Source organism: Aeromonas sp. MR19 (genome assembly GCF_963899305.1).
Lineage (GTDB): Bacteria > Pseudomonadota > Gammaproteobacteria > Enterobacterales > Aeromonadaceae > Aeromonas > Aeromonas bestiarum.
Genome location: NZ_CAWQWZ010000007.1, coordinates 14,831 through 31,800, shown reverse-complemented (window position 1 = coordinate 31,800; position 16,970 = coordinate 14,831). Strand labels below are relative to the sequence as shown.

General features: G+C 61.0%; 16 protein-coding genes. 7 read left to right on the top strand and 9 right to left on the bottom strand.

The genetic code is table 11. The annotated features are described in order from the left end of the window. Window positions 1–80: 80 nt before the first annotated feature. The 3 genes from AACQ95_RS04100 to pncC form a co-directional block, all read right to left on the bottom strand. Entirely contained in the window at window positions 81–581 is a 501-nt protein-coding gene (locus AACQ95_RS04100) for a regulatory protein RecX (protein ID WP_103473048.1), read from the bottom strand. A gap of 41 nt (window positions 582–622) precedes the next feature. After that, window positions 623–1,684 carry a recombinase RecA gene (gene recA / locus AACQ95_RS04095; protein WP_042866551.1) on the bottom strand — a complete coding sequence of 354 codons (1,062 nt, stop codon included), beginning with the start codon at window positions 1,682–1,684 and terminating at the stop codon, window positions 623–625. Window positions 1,685–1,764: 80 nt separating this feature from the next. Next, complete coding sequence (gene pncC / locus AACQ95_RS04090; RefSeq protein WP_103473049.1) at window positions 1,765–2,256, bottom strand: nicotinamide-nucleotide amidase; 492 nt, start codon at window positions 2,254–2,256, stop codon at window positions 1,765–1,767. A 291-nt stretch (window positions 2,257–2,547) separates the two neighbouring features. On the opposite strand from pncC, the gene mutS reads away from it, so the two are divergent. Further along, entirely contained in the window at window positions 2,548–5,118 is a 2,571-nt protein-coding gene (mutS, locus tag AACQ95_RS04085; protein ID WP_241280688.1) for a DNA mismatch repair protein MutS, read from the top strand. Window positions 5,119–5,202: 84 nt separating this feature from the next. Here mutS and AACQ95_RS04080 read toward each other — a convergent pair whose 3' ends face one another. Both AACQ95_RS04080 and AACQ95_RS04075 read right to left on the bottom strand, forming a co-directional pair. Then, complete coding sequence (locus tag AACQ95_RS04080) at window positions 5,203–6,801, bottom strand: BCCT family transporter (RefSeq protein ID WP_241280686.1); 1,599 nt, start codon at window positions 6,799–6,801, stop codon at window positions 5,203–5,205. 9 nt (window positions 6,802–6,810) lie between these two features. Next, window positions 6,811–7,338 (bottom strand): hypothetical protein, encoded by a 528-nt coding sequence (locus AACQ95_RS04075; RefSeq protein ID WP_043141064.1) that lies wholly within the window; start codon window positions 7,336–7,338, stop codon window positions 6,811–6,813. A gap of 163 nt (window positions 7,339–7,501) precedes the next feature. Here AACQ95_RS04075 and AACQ95_RS04070 point away from each other — a divergent pair, with 163 nt between their 5' ends. Next, window positions 7,502–7,981 carry a MarR family winged helix-turn-helix transcriptional regulator gene (locus AACQ95_RS04070; protein ID WP_042866558.1) on the top strand — a complete coding sequence of 160 codons (480 nt, stop codon included), beginning with the start codon at window positions 7,502–7,504 and terminating at the stop codon, window positions 7,979–7,981. 78 nt (window positions 7,982–8,059) lie between these two features. Here the strand turns inward: AACQ95_RS04070 and AACQ95_RS04065 are convergent, their stop codons facing one another. Beyond that, window positions 8,060–8,641 carry a YjaG family protein gene (locus AACQ95_RS04065; protein WP_043141062.1) on the bottom strand — a complete coding sequence of 194 codons (582 nt, stop codon included), beginning with the start codon at window positions 8,639–8,641 and terminating at the stop codon, window positions 8,060–8,062. A 163-nt stretch (window positions 8,642–8,804) separates the two neighbouring features. Here AACQ95_RS04065 and AACQ95_RS04060 point away from each other — a divergent pair, with 163 nt between their 5' ends. Continuing rightward, the gene (locus AACQ95_RS04060; protein ID WP_043141060.1) at window positions 8,805–9,749 is read left to right on the top strand and encodes a D-2-hydroxyacid dehydrogenase; all 945 of its coding nucleotides are present in this window, start codon (window positions 8,805–8,807) and stop codon (window positions 9,747–9,749) included. A 72-nt stretch (window positions 9,750–9,821) separates the two neighbouring features. Here AACQ95_RS04060 and mepM read toward each other — a convergent pair whose 3' ends face one another. Next, entirely contained in the window at window positions 9,822–11,159 is a 1,338-nt protein-coding gene (mepM, locus tag AACQ95_RS04055; protein ID WP_043140372.1) for a murein DD-endopeptidase MepM, read from the bottom strand. 260 nt (window positions 11,160–11,419) lie between these two features. Between mepM and AACQ95_RS04050 the strand changes: the two genes are divergently transcribed. Then, a complete protein-coding gene (locus AACQ95_RS04050; RefSeq protein WP_241280684.1) occupies window positions 11,420–12,718 on the top strand; it encodes a LapD/MoxY N-terminal periplasmic domain-containing protein in 1,299 nt (432 codons plus the stop codon). Next, entirely contained in the window at window positions 12,715–13,656 is a 942-nt protein-coding gene (locus AACQ95_RS04045; protein WP_241280682.1) for a TAXI family TRAP transporter solute-binding subunit, read from the top strand. The genes AACQ95_RS04050 and AACQ95_RS04045 overlap by 4 nt, the downstream gene beginning before the upstream one ends. Here AACQ95_RS04045 and AACQ95_RS04040 read toward each other — a convergent pair. Next, window positions 13,651–14,325: a transglutaminase-like cysteine peptidase gene (locus AACQ95_RS04040; protein ID WP_098982121.1), complete on the bottom strand. Its 675-nt coding sequence runs from the start codon at window positions 14,323–14,325 to the stop codon at window positions 13,651–13,653. The two genes, AACQ95_RS04045 and AACQ95_RS04040, sit on opposite strands and share 6 nt — an antisense overlap. Before the next feature lie 75 nt (window positions 14,326–14,400). Further along, window positions 14,401–15,306, bottom strand: coding sequence for a zinc ABC transporter substrate-binding protein ZnuA (gene znuA, locus AACQ95_RS04035; protein ID WP_241280681.1), 906 nt, complete (start codon window positions 15,304–15,306; stop codon window positions 14,401–14,403). Between the two features lie 94 nt (window positions 15,307–15,400). Here znuA and znuC point away from each other — a divergent pair, with 94 nt between their 5' ends. After that, complete coding sequence (gene znuC / locus AACQ95_RS04030) at window positions 15,401–16,165, top strand: zinc ABC transporter ATP-binding protein ZnuC (RefSeq protein WP_042868263.1); 765 nt, start codon at window positions 15,401–15,403, stop codon at window positions 16,163–16,165. 20 nt (window positions 16,166–16,185) lie between these two features. Beyond that, the gene (gene znuB, locus AACQ95_RS04025; protein ID WP_042868261.1) at window positions 16,186–16,965 is read left to right on the top strand and encodes a zinc ABC transporter permease subunit ZnuB; all 780 of its coding nucleotides are present in this window, start codon (window positions 16,186–16,188) and stop codon (window positions 16,963–16,965) included. Window positions 16,966–16,970 lie beyond the last annotated feature (5 nt).

Here is a 16,970-nt window from a genome sequence, read left to right as displayed (position 1 = left end):
CCATGACAAAGAGCCGCTCAGACCCCCTCTTCAAGCCGTTTCCCTGGCAACCAATTCAACCGTCAGTGGCAAACGCCACACTAGGCACTCTGCTCCATCATGGCTGCGATGGCATAACGGGCCTGATCCTGGTTGAATCCGCGTCCCAGCAGATACTTGATCCACTTCATCCGCAGTTTGAAATCCCCCAGATCACTGACCCTGGCCCGTCGTTGCAGCAACGCAAATGCCAGCTCGAACCAGTCCAGCTCGGGCTGTTCGAAGGCGGCCTCTATCTGTGCATCACTCAGTCCCTTGCGGCGCAGATCGAAGCGGATCTTGATGGGCCCCTGCCCCTTGGTCGCACCGGCTCGTACCGCCATGGCGCCATAACGCTCGTCATCGACCCAGTTGTAGCCGCGACAGTAGTCGAGTACTGCCTCGATCACCTCGTTATTGAAACCCTGCTTGCGCAGCCGGTTGGCCAGCTCGGACTCGGCGCTCTCGCGGCGGGCCAGGCTGCGCATGGCAAAGGCTCGGGCCGCAGCCAGCTGCTCTTCAAAGGTGAGTTCGACAGACTCGTCAGCAGATTCATCAAGCATAAATAACAAGGCCGGGTATCAACCCGGCCTTCCTTTGTTCCTTATTCGAACTCTTGTTCGCTTTCGGCTTCGAGCTCGTCAGCGTCAGCCGCCACCGGCTTCTCGGCCGGCGCATCACCGGAGAGCAGCAGCTCACGCAGTCTGGCTTCGACCTCGGCCGCCATCGCCTTGTTCTCGGAGAAGAGCTTCATCACGTTGGCCTTGCCCTGACCGATCTTCTCGCCGTTGTAGCTGTACCAGGCACCGGCCTTGTCGATCAGCTTGTGCTTGACGCCCAGATCCACCAGCTCGCCCTCCTTGGAGATACCGACACCGTAGAAAATCTGGAATTCAGCCTGCTTGAAGGGAGGGGCAACCTTGTTCTTGACCACCTTGACGCGGGTCTCGTTACCGACCACTTCGTCACCTTCCTTGATGGCGCCGATGCGACGGATATCCAGACGCACGGAGGCGTAGAACTTGAGCGCGTTACCACCGGTAGTGGTTTCCGGGCTGCCGAACATGACGCCGATCTTCATCCGGATCTGGTTGATGAAGATGCAGAGGCAGTTGGCGTTCTTGATGTTGGCGGTCAGTTTGCGCAGTGCCTGGGACATCAGACGAGCCTGCAGGCCGACGTGGGAATCCCCCATCTCGCCTTCGATTTCCGCTTTCGGGGTCAAGGCCGCCACCGAGTCGACTATGATGACGTCAACCGCGTTGGAGCGTACCAGCATGTCGCAGATTTCCAGCGCCTGCTCACCCGTATCCGGCTGGGAGATCAGCAGGTCGTCAACGTTGACGCCCAGCTTGGCCGCATAGATGGGGTCGAGGGCGTGTTCCGCATCGATGAAGGCACAGACCTTGCCCTTCTTCTGGGCTTCCGCAATCACCTGCAGGGTGAGGGTGGTTTTACCGGAAGATTCCGGGCCGTAGATCTCGACGATACGACCACACGGCAGGCCGCCGATGCCCAGCGCCACGTCCAGAGAGAGGGAACCGGTAGAGATGGCTTCGATATCCATGGTCTTGCTGTCGCCCAGACGCATGATGGAACCTTTGCCGAACTGCTTTTCAATCTGACCCAGCGCAGCCGCCAGTGCCTTCTGTTTGTTCTGATCCATGCCAATCTCCGCTGGAAATCGTGAGTAAGAAGTGAAGTTGGGCTAAGTATACTGTCTATTCATACAGTATCAAGCCCAATTTATCTGAGCAGGGCCAACAGACCGGCCAGGGCCTGCCTGACCGCCTGCTGGCGTACCTGTCGCCGGTCCCCGTCGAACCGGGCCAGCAGTGAGTGATGACGACCACTGCGATCCGCCCAGGCGAACCAGACGGTGCCGACCGGTTTGTCCTCTGTGGCGCCGCCGGGGCCCGCGATGCCGCTGATGGCCACGCTGATGGCGGCCGACGAGTTCGCCAGCGCGCCACGGGCCATCTCCAGCACCACAGCCTCGCTCACGGCGCCCTGCTCCCGCAGGCTCTGGTCGCTCACCCCCAGCATCTGCTGCTTGGCCTCATTGGTGTAGGTGACAAAGCCGCGATCGAACCAGCCGGAGCTGCCGGCTATGTCGGTGATGGCCGTGGCCACCCCGCCACCGGTACAGGATTCGGCAGTAGCCGCCAGCCAGCCACGCTGGCTCAGGGCCAGGCCCAGCTCGGTGGCGATCTGCTCTATTTCGGCATCCAGTTTCATCCCGGCTCCTTCTGATCCGCTCAAGAGGCACATTATGCGATCCCGATCCTGTCGCCCGCAACCGCGGCAGGGCAGAACCCGACCGCCCCCGTCGCGGCACAGAGGTGCAACTCTGGGGCCAGTGGTGCAAGCGCTGTCTGCCAAGGCTTGCCGACTGGACCCGAGCCATGCCGACAGCACCATGGAAGCCATGCCTCCACTGCGGCGGCGCTTATGTGTAGAATGGCCTCCATTCGTTCAGAGCCCATCACCGCAGACCCAGGCCCGCAGAGGCCCCTTCTGGAATAGAACATGACAGCACAATACCAAGCCAGCGGCGCCAATCTGAGCGCCCACACGCCCATGATGCAGCAGTACCTTGGCCTCAAGGCCGAGAACCCGGAGATACTGCTGTTCTACCGGATGGGCGACTTCTACGAGCTGTTCTACGACGATGCCCGCAAGGCCTCCCAGCTGCTCGACATCTCCCTGACCAAGCGCGGCCAGTCGGCGGGCAACCCCATCCCCATGGCGGGGGTGCCCTATCACGCCATCGAGGGCTACCTGGCCAAGCTGATACAGCTCGGTGAATCCGCCGCCATCTGCGAACAGGTGGGGGATCCCGCCACCAGCAAGGGGCCGGTGGAGCGCAAGGTCATCCGCATCATCACCCCGGGCACAGTCTCCGACGAGGCGCTGCTCTCGGAGCGACAGGACAACCTGATCGCCGCCGTCTATCACGATGGCCGCCGTTTTGGCTACGGCACCATGGACATAGGCTCGGGCCGCTTCTTCATCAACCAGTTCGACAAGGAAGAGACGCTGCTGGCGGAGCTGCAACGCACCAACCCGGCCGAGCTGCTCTATCCCGAATCCTTCGCGTTTTTGCAGCACGTTGAGGGTCGCCGCGGCCTGCGTCGTCGCCCCGAGTGGGAGTTCGAGATCGCTACAGCCCGCACCCTCTTGTGCCAGCAATTCGGCACTCAGGATCTGGTGGGCTTTGGGGTCGACCAGAGCGAAACAGCCCTGTGCGCCGCCGGTTGCCTGATGCAGTACGTCAAGGACACCCAGCGCACCGCCCTGCCCCACATCCGCAGCGTGCGCCTCGAGCAGCCCGATCACGCCGTCATCATGGATGCCGCCACCCGCCGCAACCTGGAGCTGACCCAGAATCTGGCTGGCGGCCATGAGAATACCCTGAGCGATGTGCTGGATCGCACCGCCACCCCCATGGGCAGTCGTTTGCTCAAGCGCTGGATCCATCAGCCGATCCGCGATCGGGTGATCCTCAAGGGTCGCCAGAGCACCATCAAGGAGTTGATCGAGCAGAACCTCTACGACGAGCTGGGCAACCTGCTGCGTCAGGTAGGCGACGTGGAACGCGTCTTGGCTCGCCTCGCTCTGCGTTCCGCCCGCCCGCGCGACCTCACCCGGCTGCGGCAGGCATTCGCCCAGCAGCCCGAGTTGCAGCGCCTGCTGGCGAACAACCAGCACGAGGCGGTGCAGCAACTGGCCGAACGCGCCAGCACCTTCCCCGAATTGCTGAGCCTGCTGGAGCGCGCCGTGATGGAGGTGCCGCCTGTGCTGATCCGCGATGGCGGCGTCATCCGTGACGGCTTCAACCAGGAGCTGGACGAGTTGCGGGATCTGGCCAACGGCGCCACCGCTAGCCTGGCCCGCATCGAGGAGCGTGAGAAGCAGCTGACCGGCATCAACACCCTCAAGGTGGGCTACAACAGGGTGCACGGCTTCTATATCGAGGTGAGCCGGGCCAACAGCCATCTGGTGCCGGCCCACTACATACGCCGCCAGACCCTCAAGAACAATGAACGCTACATCATAGACGAACTGAAAAAGTACGAGGACAAGGTGCTCACGGCCCAGGCTCAGGCGCTGGCGCTGGAGAAACGGCTCTACGAGGAGCTGCTTGACACCCTGCTGCCCCATCTCGGCGATCTGCAGGAGTCGGCGTCCGCGCTGGCGGAGCTGGACGTGCTGGCCAACCTGGCGGAACGGGCCGAGACCCTGGACTACCGTTGCCCCACCCTGATCGATGAGGATCAGATCATCATCGAAGGGGGCCGCCACCCCGTGGTAGAGCAGGTGATGAGCGATCCCTTTATCGCCAACCCCATCCGGCTGGAGCGGAAGCGCCGGATGCTGATCATCACGGGTCCCAACATGGGCGGTAAGTCCACCTACATGCGCCAGACCGCGCTGATCGTGCTGTTGGCCCATATCGGTGCCTTCGTGCCCGCCGACAGCGCCCGCATCGGCCCCATAGACCGCATCTTCACCCGCATCGGGGCGTCGGACGATCTCGCATCCGGCCGCTCGACCTTTATGGTGGAAATGACAGAGACCGCCAATATCCTCAACAACGCCACCGCCCGCAGTCTGGTGCTGATGGACGAGATTGGCCGCGGCACCAGCACCTACGACGGCCTCTCTCTGGCCTGGGCATGTGCCGAGCAGCTGGCGAGCAAGATTGGTGCCTACACCCTGTTTGCCACCCACTACTTCGAGCTGACCCGGCTGCCGGAGCTGATCGAGGGGCTGGCCAACGTCCATCTGGACGCGGTCGAGCATGGCGACACCATCGCCTTCATGCACGCGGTGCAGGAGGGGGCGGCCAGCCGCTCCTATGGCCTGCAGGTCGCGGCGCTGGCGGGAGTGCCAAAATCGGTGATCCATCAGGCCCGCCACAAGCTGGCGGAGCTCGAAAGCGCCACGCCTCCAGCCGCAGGTGAAACCCGCCCGACGCCGGTGACGCTGGCACCCCAGTCCCATCCTGTGGTGGATGAGCTGGAGGCGGTGCGCCCGGACGAGCTGACCCCCCGCCAGGCGCTGGATCTGCTCTATCGCCTCAAGCAGATGCTGTGATCGACCGCCGAGCACAGGAAATAACAATGAAAAAGGGGAACCTCGCGGTTCCCCTTTCGTTTTGCATTATTTGCTGCTGCGTGGTCAGGCCGGGCCTATGCGATCCAGCAGGCTCAGGTTGACCGAGCCGGGATGACGCTTGAGCTTCTGCCGGTACTCGAACTGGTGCTGGCTCTCCTGCTTGAGCCCCAGCATCAGCGAGTAGCACATGGCCAGCATGATCAGCGAGAAGGGCAGCGCGGCTATGATGCTGGCCGCCTGCAGGGCCGCCAGTCCGCCGGAGACCAGCAGGATGGCCGCCACCAGCCCCTGCCCCAGACCCCAGATGGCGCGGTGCAGCACCGGGGGATCCTGATCACCGATGGAGAGCAGAGTCGTGATGACGAGCGTGCCCGAGTCGCTGGAGGTGATGAAGTAGGTGCAGATCAGCAGGGTCAGCACCCCCTTGGCAATCCAGCCGAAGGTGTCCCAGTGCAGCAGTTCCACCGTCTGGTAGAGCGCCAGGGTCACATCTTTATTGACCGCCGCCACCACGCCGCCGCCGCCAAACAGCTCCAGATTCATGGCCGTGCCGCCGAACACGGTCAGCCAGAACATGCCGAGCAGGGAGGGCACCAGCAGCACGCCGAGCACGAACTCACGTATGGTGCGCCCCTTGGAGATGCGGGCGATGAACATGCCGACAAACGGTGCCCAGGCGATCCACCAGCCCCAGTAGAACGCCGTCCAGCTCGACTGCCAGGCCGAGGTGCCGTTGGCCTCGGTGTTGGTCCAGAAGCTGAGTTTGACGATGTTTTGCAGGTAGTCGCCGATGTTCTGCACATAGGCGTTGAGGATATAGGTGGTCGGCCCCAGCACCAGGAAGAGGCCGAGCACGAACACGCTCAGCCAGATGTTGAGCTCGGAGAGCAGCTTGACTCCGCGCCCCACGCCTGAGACCGCCGACAGGGTCGCGATCAGGCTGATGCCGCCGATGAGCCAGAGCTGATTGGACTGAGACACCGCCATGCCGAACATCTGGTTGAGGCCGGTATTCATCTGGGAGACGCCGAGGCCGAGAGAGGTCGCCACCCCGAACACGGTACCGAACACCGCCAGCACGTCGGCGGCATGGCCCCAGAAGCCGTAGATCCGCTCGCCGAGAATGGGATAGAGCACGGAGCGAATGGCCAGTGGCAGCTTGCGACGATAACTGAAGAAAGCCAGCGACAGGCCGACGATCACATAGATGGCCCAGGGGTGCAGGCCCCAATGGAAGAAGGTGAGACGCATGGCGATCTGGGCCGCCTCCGGGGTCATGCCTTCGGTGATGAAGGGATTGCCCTGCAGGTGGTTCATGGGCTCGGCTATGCTCCAGAACACCAGCCCTATACCCATGCCGGCGCTGAACAGCATGGAGAACCAGGCAAAGTAGCCGAACTCCGGTACCTGGTCGTCGTCACCCAGCCGTATGCTGCCGAAACGGCTGAACATCAGATAGACGGCGAAGAACAGGAACAGGGCGACCACCAGAATGTAGTACCATTTGAACCCGACTATGATCTGATCCTTGGCGCCGACGAACCAGGCGGCGGCCGTTTCGGGCACGAATACGCCGAACAGCAGGAACAGGGTGATGACGGTGAGCGCCGTCATGGCCATGGTCGGGTTGAGGCCTTTCAATAGCCCTTTGGTTGCTCTCATCGGGCCTCCTTAGTCGTTGTTGAAAAAGTCTTCGCCCACATGCTCACCGGCACCGCCGATGGCGCGATAGACCATGCGACCCGCGGCCAGTTCACGATGGTCCACCAGGGTGACGGAAGGCTGGCCATTCACGGCGTGGCGCTTGCCGAGGAAGATGGCCATGGGCACGCCCAGATTGGAGATGCCGCTGGTGATCCAGAGCCGGTTGAAGTCATAGGAACCACCGATGAACTCCAGCTGGGCCAGGCCGGTATCCAGACCGGTCAGGTAGAAGTTCATGGCGCTCTCGTCGGGAAAGAGGTGGACCAGCACATAGGCATAACGTAATTCGTTCACCAACTCCTTTAGGTTGAAAGCACCAGTCTCGCTGCAGGAGAGGGGAAGCTCACCATCATAGTGATGCACCTTGAGGGTGTTGGGGTCTTCGTCATAGGCGGGCTGATAACGCACGAAAGCCGAGGTGTCAGGCAGTTCGTAACGCACTCTGACCACCCTTAGCTCGGCAACCAGAGACTTGATGTCCAGATCGTTATTCATCATCTCGCTCCTCAAATATCGGGTTAAAATCCGGAAAACGGCGGACAACCTAACACAAAAACCATTAGAGCAGAAATCATTAGACCAAAAACCATATTGACCTGATGAGGAATTAGGCGGAGAATTTTGCGCCTCTCAACAGCCCCCCAATGACTCAGATCCCATGGAAAAACATGATGAAGTGCTGGTCGCACTGCGCCAGATTATTCGTGCCATCGATATGCACTCCAAGCGCTTGATCAAGGAAGCCGGGCTGACATCGCCGCAGCTCTTGCTGCTCAAGGGGATCAACGAGCTGGGGCAGATCTCCATGCGTCAGCTGGCGGATCACACCAACATGAGCCAGGCTACCGCGACCACCATCATGGACCGCCTCGAGAGCCGCCAGCTGGTGCAGCGTATTCGCAGTGAAACCGACAAGCGCAAGGTCCACGCGACACTCACTGACGCAGGCCGTGCCCTGCTCGCCCAGGCGCCGACCCCGCTGCAAGAGAGCTTCATCCAGCGTTTTCAGGCGCTGGAAATCTGGGAGCAAGGCCTGCTGCTCTCCTCCCTGCAGCGTATCTCGGCCATGATGAATGCCGATGGCATAGATGCCGCCCCCGTGCTGAGCGTCAGACCGCTCACCGAAGAACGGGCATGAGAAGGGAGCGGGCATAAAAAAAGCTCCCGACGGGAGCTTTTTTCTATGGGGACGTTTTCGACAGATCCCGTGGCGATGTCACTCGTCCAGGCTGATGCCTATGTTGGAAACACCGTCCTGGGCCGCAAATGCCCTGATCGCCAGGATGCGGTCGCTGTCACGCTCGTGGGCCACCCGTTTGAGCAGCTCGACCTGAAACTCCAGCTCGGCCTCGATGTACTCGTGCTCGTAGAGTTCCTCTTCAGTCATGTCGCGCTCTTCCAGCATTTCGATGAAACCGGCCACGGTTCCCACTGAGGCATGGCTGGCATCTTCGGCTTCTTCGCCGACCCGGCAGATCACCGAGTTGTAGGCACAACCCAGCGCCACGCAGGCATCCAGCGCCGGATAGGCACCGTAGGATTCAAACTTGCCTGGCTCCGGAATGTAGACTTCAAACGCCTCCAGGATGGCCCCCAGATTGACGCGGGATCCCTTTACCGTCAGGTAGTTCCACATCTGATCCAGCGCGTTGCGAAACGCCTTGGCATCGCCGAAGCCGGATGCCTGGGCAAACAGCGCATAGTTGGGGTACATGCGCTCCGCCAGCGCCAGGGTGTAGACGGTCTGTTGCCAAGGCTGTAGCTCGGCCAGTCGCTTATAAAACTTGTCACCAAACACTGGAGTCGGATCCTTTGCAAAATGTGGGGCAGATTGTAGCCCACGAGGGGCCGCGCGAAAACGAATAAAGCGGCCAGGTCGACTATCTTGCCCGATCAACTCAGGTAAGATAAACACAGAGCGGCCTCTCTCCCGCGCCGCAAATCTGATAAGGAACAAGAGTATGAGTCAACGTACCCTTCTTTTGCTCAGCCAGGACAACGCGCACTACGAGCGCCTGCTCAAGGCGGCCCATCTCCCCCATTTGCGCATTCTGAGAGCCGACAGCCAGAGCGAGGCCGAGAAACTGATCGGAGAGGCTCACATACTGATGGCCGAGCCGGCGCGGGCCAAGCCGCTGCTGGCCAGGGCCAACAAGCTGAGCTGGTTCCAGTCCACCTATGCCGGCGTCGACGTGCTGCTGGATGCCAGCTGCCGCCGCGATTATCAACTTACCAATGTGCGCGGCATCTTCGGCCCGCTGATGAGCGAGTATGTATTCGGCCACCTGCTCAGCCTGATGCGCCAGCTGCCGCTCTACCGGGAGCAGCAGAAGCAGCGGCTGTGGCAGAGCCACCCGTATCAGGGGCTAAAGGGACGCACCCTGCTGATCCTGGGGACCGGCAGCATAGGCCAGCACCTGGCCCACACCGGCAAGCATTTTGGCATGAAGGTGCTCGGCGTCAGCCGCAGCGGCCGTGAGCGGGCCGGTTTCGATCAGGTGTATCAGCTGCCGGCGCTGAACAAGATGCTGGCCCAGGCCGACGTCATCGTCAGCGTCCTGCCCGCCACCCGCGAGACCCATCATCTGTTTACCGCCTCCCGTTTCGAACATTGCAAGCCGGGCGCCATCCTGTTCAACGTCGGTCGCGGCAATGCCATCAACGAAGGCGATCTGCTGACCGCCCTGCGTACCGGCAAGCTGGGCATGGCGGTGCTGGACGTGTTCGAGCAGGAACCTCTGCCCGCCGACAGTCCGCTCTGGGGCCAGCCCAACCTCATCATCACCCCGCACAACAGCGCCTACAGCTTCCCCGATGATGTGGCCCAGATCTTCGTGCGCAACTACATCCGCTTCATCGACGGTCAGCCGCTGGACGGCAAGATAGACTTCGACAAGGGTTACTGATCCGCCCATGGCGCCAACGAAAAGGCCCCGCCAATGCGGCGGGGCCTTTTTCTATTCGGCTGGAAACCGGCCTCAGCCTGCCTCCATCTCCTTGCGATAGCTCTTCACCTTGGCGAGGAACTGGCGCTTGGCCTTGCCGGAGAGCGGCTCCGCCATCGGCAGCTTGACCTTCATGGCATCGACCGGGCGGTTGTTGATCCGCACCTCGTAGTGCAGGTGAGCACCGGTGGAACGGCCCGTGTTGCCGGAGAGCGCAATCTTGTCGCCCATCTTCACCTTCTGGCCGGTTTTCACCAGCAACTTGCTCAGGTGCAGATAACGGGTCATCAGGGTACGACCGTGCTTGATCACCACATAGGTACCGGCCAGCGGGTGACTGGTGGCCTTGAGCACGACACCGTCACCGGTAGCCAATACAGGTGTGCCCACCGGCAGGGCAAAGTCGGTGCCCTCGTGAGGGCGAACCTGACCTGTGATCGGGTGGCGACGATTCGGGTTGAAGCTGGAGCTGACCCGATAACGGCTGTGGGTCGGATAGCGGCGGAAGCCGCGCTCCAGACTGTTGCCCTGGCCGTCATAATAGTTGCCATCTTCCGACAACCAGGCCGAGACGCCCTGCCCCTGATTGAACACTTCGACCCCCAGCAACTGGGTGTTTCCCGTGCTCTTGCCCTCGACCGTCTCCTGACGGACCAGCACCTTGAACTTGTCGCCCTTTTTCAGATCCTTGGCGAAATTCAACCGCCACTGGAACAGGTTGGCAATCTTCTGGATGTGGTTGGCCGGGATCCCCGCATTGCGGGCACTGACATAGAAGCTGCCGTTGATGACGCCGTCATAACTCTTCTGCTGCCACTGCACCTCTTCATTGAGCATGCTGGCGCTGTAGGTGTCATCGGTGCGCTCCAGGATCAGGGTCTGCTTGATGTTCAGACGAATCTTCATCTGTTGCAGTATGTTGTCCTGATCGATCAGCAACTCTATGGTCTGACCGGGTTTGAGGCGGGCCAGATTGTTTTTGCCATCCGCATCCAGCACCTTGTAGAGGGTGGTGGTCGAGAGCCCCAGGTTGTTGAAGATGGTGGTCAGGTTTTCACCGTTGCGCACCCTGTAGTCCTGCCACTGGGGAGTGGCATCGGTCGGGATGTCATCTTCCGGGGTCGCGGCTTCCACCAGCTCATGATCCGGGATGTCGTTAAAATCCGTATTGTCTTCGTTGGTTGCCGTGCCGTTGGTGGCAATGGGCAACTCCAGACGCAATGGCCGCTCCAGGATGTCACCTGGTGCCGGCAATATGGCTACCGCTGACAGCGTCATGGCCGTGAGCAGTAACATGGCGTAAAAATGCTTGCGGGGAACCGGGGGTTCCCAATTGGCAGCCTGTGCTACCAAGGGACGGAGACGTTTCATCCGCTATCCTGTCATTAGATCCAAGGGTGTTAGTGGTCAGTCTGTTTGCTATAGAACCGTATAAAACTGATTGTTTGACCTAAATACTCACAATTAGTTCATAGCAATCTGCATGAACCTCACATTTTATGCATAACATTCCGCTATGGGCAGAAATGATCGTCTTTTTTAACCATTTTTTTCCTATTTTTAAGAACCGGGTCCGATTGTGTTTGACCCAAGGTTTCATGATGTTGCGATAACTTTTCCATGGAGTGGATATGTCGTTAGCAAAACTGTTAAACCGAATCATCCTGATCCTGTTCGTTATCGGTGCCGCCCTGTTGTTCATGCTGGAGGTCACCACGGTACGCCAGTCCATCCTCGACCAGATGTCGGCCAACCTGGAAACGGCCATCACGGCCCTCGGCCTGGTGCTGCAAGGCACCCTGCTCAACGATGACAAGGTGCTGGCCGAAACCATAGTCAACGCCATGTTCGACGGCGGCTTCGTCAGCTCGGTCACCCTGCTGGACCCCGACGGTCAACTGCTGTTCCAGAAGGTCTTTCACACAGCGCAGCAGAATGTGCCGAGCTGGCTCCCTTTCGTTATCGACATGCCGCCGGTCAAGATTGAGCAGGAGTTGACCGATGGCTGGCGCATGCTGGGCACCCTCACGCTCGAGGGACACAAAGGCTATGCCTACCAGCACCTGTGGAATGCCATCAGCCGCACCGGCCTGGCCCTGCTCGCCGGCCTGCTGGTGTTCACCCTGGTGATCTCCTGGGTATGCGGCCGCCTGCTGCGCCCCCTCGAACTCATCAACCAGCAACTGGTCAGGATCCGTAAACGCCAGTTCAGCGGCAATCTGGATTCTCCCTGGCTGCAGGATCTCAAGGAGCTGGTCATCTCGGTCAACCAGCTGGTCTCGGAGCGCAAGCGGGATCTGCTGCAACAGCGGCTCAAGATCACCCAGCTCGGCAAGCAGCAGGCGGCGACAGCCCCTCAGCCCCTGCTGGGCTTGACCGAGGGGGGAGACGGCCTGCAACAACAGCATTTTTTCTCCACCCAGGGCAGCATCCGCCTCTACAGCCGCCTCATCCCCACCCTATCTCCCTCGCAGGAGAGCTCGCCGGACGAGATCCAGCACCTGCTCGACCTCTGGCTGCATCATCCGGTGGAGGGGCTGCAACTGCCCCTCAGCCTGCTCAATCATGCTGACTGGGCGCAATTCGCCTCGCTGCTGGCCAAGGGCAGAGGCAAGACCCTCGACTGGCGCTGGGATCTGGCAAACTTCCCGCCCCTCGGGGCAGAACGGCTCGCCACCTTGCAGGAGCAGGGCGTCGAGATGGCGTTCAGCGCCATTCCCATGACCAACGACACCTTCAATCAGCTCGACCCCATCAATCCCGTCTTCATCAGCTGCCAGCCAACCCAGGCTCCTCTTTACTGGAATCTGGTGGCCCAATGCCTGCACAGTGCGGGCTACACCCTGCTGGCAGAAGCCAGCGAGATCCAGGATATCGACACCCTGCGCAGCTGGGGCATAGACGGTTACGCCAGCAAGGAGATCTCATGAACAGACTCGGGTTGTTGCTCGCCCTGCTGTGGCCGCTGCCGCTGCTGGCCAGTCCCATGATCATCGCCACCGGCGGTGAGCAGGGGATCTATCATCAGGTCGCCAAAGAGTTCTGCCGGCTGGCCAACAAGAGTGACCCCGAGCTGCAATGCAAGCTGCAGGCCACCTCAGGTTCCATCGAGAATCTGCGCCAGTTGCAAGCAGGGCAGATACCCTATGCCCTGGTGCAATCGGACTGGCTCTATCAGGCCAGCCGAGGCCTGGGGCCTTATGCCAGCCAGCCGCAGCCCGAACTGAGAGCCCTATTCGCCACCCACGCCGAGCCTTTCACCATAGTGGTGCGGGCGGATGGCGACATCACCACGCTGGCGCAGCTCAAGCTGGCGCCCATCGACATGGGGCTGAAGAGCTCGGGCACTCGCCAGACGGCCCTGGCCCTGTTCAACCTGTTGGGAGCAAAGGAGCAGGATCTCGATCTGAAGAGCGCAGGCAATCTGGCGGAGGCGCTCTGCAGCAAGCAAATAGATGCCTACGGTCTGGTGATGGGACACCCGAACCGGATCGTGCTCGATACCACCAAGCGCTGCGCCATCCGCTTTCTGCCCATCGAGGGAGAGATTCGGGACCAAGTGCTCAAGGGGGTCAAGTACTACCAGCGCAGCCAGGTGCCTGCCCGCATCTATCCCGGCAATCTGAAGGCGACCCCCACCTTTGCCATCGCGGCCACCCTGGTGACCAATGCCACCACGCCGGAGGCGGACGTCTACCGGCTGACCCGAGCCATGTTGACCCAGCAGACCAGCTTCAACGAGCAGACCTATGGTTACGCCAACCTGTTTCACAAGGCGCGCAACAAAACAGGCCCGGTGCTGAGCATCGAACAGCATCCGGGCGCGGCAAAATATTTCGAAGAGTTGAAAGCGGCGGGGAAACTATAGCTGGCGACGGGGGGAGCGCAGTTGCTCGCTGGAGAAACGGGTCTTCATCGATGTCCACTGCGCCAACCGATCGGCACTGCCCGCCAGCGTGCCTTCACGGCGCGACTTCATGATCCAGATGCTCTTGGCATCGAAGCTGTAGACGGGAATGAGATCGGTTCGCTGGCTGCCGGGCAGGATCCGGCTGTTGATGTTGTCGAGCACCAGCGGATCGGATTTGGGCGTTGGAAAATAAAGCGTCACCATATGAAACTGGTTGTATTTCACCGCCTTGACGTAAGCCAGCCGCAGCTTTTTCTCATCCACCCCCAGCTCCATCAGGGTGTAGTACTTGGAGATGCTGTAATCCTCGCAGTCCCCGCCCCGGGCACCGATAAATTCCAGCGGATTGGCCCAATAGTCCTCATCCCCCCACAGTCTGGGGTCATCGCTGTAGGTCAGGTTGTTGAAGTAGCTGTTCACCAGCGTGATCTTCTGCTGATCCGTGGTGCCCGCCCGGGGCGTGAGCAGGCGGGAAAACGCCTCGGCCCGCTGGATCGCCCTGCCGCCATAGACTTCCTGCAACTTGGCCCTCAACTCGGGACTGGCGATGTATTCGGAGAGGCGAGAGGCCTGCACGCTGGCACAGAGCAGTGCCAGCGTGCAGGTGGGAACGAGCAGCCATTTCATACTTAACCCTCCATGTCAGATGCTGGAGGTCAGTATAGTTGGCGCAGGCAACCCCATGGGATGAGCCAGGGGGGCTCAGCGGCACTGGGCGAAGGCGTCGGCCAGCTGTTGCATGAACTGGGGATAGCCATCCGGTCCGAGCGGCACCTGCTCGCCCACCTCGTCCAGCAGCAATACCTTGGCGCCGGTGTTGCGAGCCACCGACTCAATCACGGCAGGGGAGAATTGCGGCTCGGCGTAGATGCAGCTCGCCTGCTTCTCCTGCAGCGCCTTGCGGATCTCCACCAGCGTCTTGGCGCCGGGACGACGTTCCGGGCTCACGGTAAAGTGCCCCTTGGAGCTCATGCCGTAGTGACGTTCCCAGTAGCCATAAGCCTCGTGGAACACGAAGTAGCCCTTCTGGTTCACCGCCTTCATCTGGTCGGCGATGAGCTTGTCCTTGGCATCCACCTTGGCCTTGAAGGTCAGCAGGTTGGCGCGATAACGTTCGGCATTGGCGGGATCCTGGGCACTCAGCGTCTCACTCAGCGCATTGGCGATGACCAGTGCCTGGGTCGGCCCCAGCCAGATGTGCGGATCCACCCCTTCGTGATGATGCCCCTCGTGTCCATCGTGATCATGACCCTCATCGGCATGCTCTTCGTGCCCTTCCTGCTTGGCATAGTCGAACAGCGGCATCCCCTCAACCCGGGTAAGCGTCAGCACATGTGGATGCTTGGCCAGCGGCTTGGCCATGAAGCCTTCCAGCTCGGGACCGACCCATACCACCAGGTCGGCATCCTGGATACTGCGAATATCGGAGGGGCGCAGGGAGAAGTCGTGGGGAGAGGCGCCGGTCGGCAGCAACACCTTGGGTTCACTCACGCCATCGGTGATCGCGGCCGCGATAAAGCCGAGGGGCTTGATGGTGGTCAGCACCTCGAGGGCACGGACAGGCAGGCTCACTGCCAGCAGGGCAGTGATCAGTGTAAGAATTCGCATAGAGATCTCGTCAGGAAGTGAGTGTGTGATAATATAACAAACCAACGCTGTTGTTATATTATAACTCTCACAGGCTGTAAACCCCGGAGCTGTCATGACCCAACTGGTGGAGCTGAAAGAGGTCTGTCTTTCGTTCGACGGACGACTCGTGCTCGACAAGGTCTCCTTTACCCTGAATAAAGGCAAAATCACTACCCTGGTCGGCCCCAACGGGGCGGGCAAGAGCACCCTGAGCAAGCTGGTGCTGGGCCTGCTCACCCCGGATACCGGCGAGATCCTTCGCCGTCGCGATCTGCGGGTCGGCTATGTGCCGCAACGCCTCTATCTGGATCCCACCCTGCCACTGACGGTGCGCCGTTTCCTGCAGCTCGGCAAGAATGGCCGTCTCTCCATCGAGGAGGCGCTCAACCGGGTCGGCGCCCAGGGGCTGCTGGACAACCGGATGCAGAAGCTCTCCGGCGGCGAGATGCAGCGAGTGCTGCTGGCCCGCGCCCTGCTGGTCAAGCCCGAGCTGCTGGTGCTGGACGAGCCGGTGCAGGGGGTGGACATCAACGGCCAGATCGAGCTCTATGCCCTCATCAGCAAGCTGGCGGCCGAGTTCAACTGCGCCGTGCTGATGGTCTCCCACGATCTGCACCTGGTAATGGCCAGCACCCACGAGGTGATCTGCCTCAATCGTCACGTCTGCTGTCACGGCGAGCCGGAAAGCGTGGCACGCCATCCCGAATTTGCCCGCCTGTTCGGGCGCCCTGAACAGGAGGTGCTGGCGGTCTACACCCACCATCATCACTGCGATGGCGAACACCATCATCACGATGAGCAGGCCCCCGTCATCCGCCTGCCGTCTCGCAATCAATAAGCGCAGCTAAGGACATTCAAGTGGACAGCTTTCTGTTATATGCCCTCGCGGCCGGCCTCGGCATCGCCCTGCTGGCCGGGCCCCTCGGCAGCTTCGTGGTATGGCGCAAGATGGCCTATTTTGGCGATACCCTCTCCCATGCCTGCCTGTTCGGCATAGCGCTCGGCATACTGCTGCAGGTGGATCTCACCCTGGCCGTGGTGGTCTGCTGCCTCGCCATGGCCATGCTGCTGGTGATCATGAGCCGCAACCAGCAGGTGGCGACCGATACCCTCCTCGGCATCCTGGCCCACAGCGCCCTGTCGCTCGGCCTGGTCACCTTGAGTTTTATGGATAATGTGCGGGTGGATCTGATGGCCTACCTGTTCGGTGACTTGCTCTCGGTACAGCCGGTGGATCTGCTCTGGATCTACGGCGGCGGCGCTCTGGTGCTGCTCACCCTGTGGCGTCTGTGGGATCCCCTGCTCTCCATGACCATCTCGGAAGAGCTGGCGCGGGTGGAAGGGATCCGGGTTGATGTGCTGCGCTGCGTGCTGATGCTGCTGATCGGGCTGGTGATCGCCGTGGCGATGAAGTTTGTCGGGGCGCTGATCATCACCTCACTGCTGATCATCCCCGCCGCCACTGCCCGCCGCTTCAGCCAGACGCCGGAGCAGATGGCCGGTTTTGCTGCGCTGATCGGCTGTCTCGCCGTACTCGGCGGGCTGACACTCTCGTGGTATCAAGACACGCCGGCTGGCCCATCGGTCGTGGTCTGTGCCACCAGCCTGTTTATCCTGAGCCAGTTCAAGAAAGCCTGATAGCT